Below are 1,603 nucleotides of genomic sequence, written 5' to 3'. Positions count from 1 at the left end.
GGCGCCTACGGGGGGACCGGATCGGGCGCGCAGGACCGGGAGCGCGGGCCCCGAGCACAGGGGGACTGCACTGATCGTCCGCGCTCGGGGTACCCGGCGCGGCATGAGCACTCGCTACCCTCCGCTCGGACCGTCGTACTGGATGCGAACCGCTCCCGGCGACGAGTCCTACCCCTCCCTGGCCTCCGACGTGGACGTGGACGTCGCCGTGATCGGCGCGGGCATGGCCGGCATCAGCACGGCGCACGAGCTGATGCGGGCCGGCCGGACCGTGGCCGTGCTGGAGGCGGGCCGGCTGGCCGGTGGCGTCACCGGTTACACCACCGCGAAGCTGACCGCCCTGCACGGCATGGTCTACGCCCACCTGCGCAAAACGCGGGGCGCGGACGGCGCCCGTCTGTACGCCCGGTCGCAGACCGAGGCGATCGAGCACGCCGCGGCGCTGGTCGATGAACTCGGCATCGACTGCGACTGGGAGTCCCGCCACGCCTACTCCTACGTCACCGACCCCGCCCGGGCGGACCAGGTGCGGGCCGAGGCGGAGGCGGCCCGCGAGGCGGGCCTGCCGGCGATCTTCACGCAGGTCACCGGGCTGCCGTTCGAGGTGGCCGGCGCCGTCCGGGTGGAGGGGCAGTACCAGTTCCACCCGCGGAACTACCTGCTCGCCCTCGCCGCCGACCTGGCCGCGCAGGGCGCGCTGATCCTGGAGAACACCCGCGTCACCGGCCTCACCGAGGGCGAGCCGCACACCCTGGAGACGGACACCGGGAACGTGGTGCGGGCCCGGGACGTCGTCGTCGCCACCCACTACCCCGTCTTCGACCGGGCCCTGCTCTTCTCGCGTCTCTCGCCGCGGCGCGAGTTCGTGGTGGCCGGGAAGATGCCGGACTCCCTCGACCCGGACGGCATGTACATCACCTCCGAGGAGAACACCCGCTCGGTGCGGACGGCGCCGCTGGACGAGCCCGGCAAGCGGCTGCTGCTGGTCACCGGCGAGCACATCACGCCCGGCACCGGGGACCCGGAGGAGTGCTTCCGGCGGCTCACGGACTGGGCGGTGGCCAACTTCCCCGGCACCGAGCCGATGTACGGGTGGGCCACCCAGGACACCGACGCGACCGACACGGTCCCGCTGGTCGGGCCGCTGCACCCCGGCGCCCGGGGCCTCTGGGTGGCCACCGGGTTCCGCGGCTGGGGCATGAGCGGCGGCATCATGGCCGGCCGGCTGCTGGCGACGCTGATCGACGGCGGGAGCAGCCCGTGGGCCGAGCTGTACGACCCACGGCGGCTGGCGCCGGTGCTGCGGGAGGCCCCGCGGTTCCTGAAGACCCAGGCGAAGGTCGCCCGTCACTTCGTCGGCGACCGGCTGGCGGCGGTGACCGGGGCGACGCCGGTGGAGGACATCGAGCCCGGCGACGGCGCGGTGGTCCGCGTGGGCGGGGAGTCCCTCGCCGTGCACCGTGACGACGAGGGTGAACTGCACGCGGTGTCCGCGCGGTGCACGCACCTGGGGTGCCTGGTGGACTTCAACGCGGCGGAGCGGGCGTGGGAATGCCCCTGCCACGGCTCCCGCTTCGGCCCGGACGGCTCCGTCCTCCAGGGC

Annotated in this window: 1 protein-coding gene; it reads left to right on the top strand. The window is 74.5% G+C overall.

Annotated features, from left to right (window positions below):
- Positions 1-103 precede the first annotated feature (103 nt).
- Positions 104-1,603, top strand: a 1,500-nt coding sequence (locus ACOV8S_RS04105) for an FAD-dependent oxidoreductase (RefSeq protein WP_448316149.1), incomplete at its 3' end; no start/stop codon positions are given.

It is taken from the genome of Streptomyces sp. CO7 (assembly GCF_053474865.1).
The sequence above is the reverse complement of the archived record's forward strand: the minus strand, read 5'-3'. Positions and strand labels throughout refer to the sequence as shown.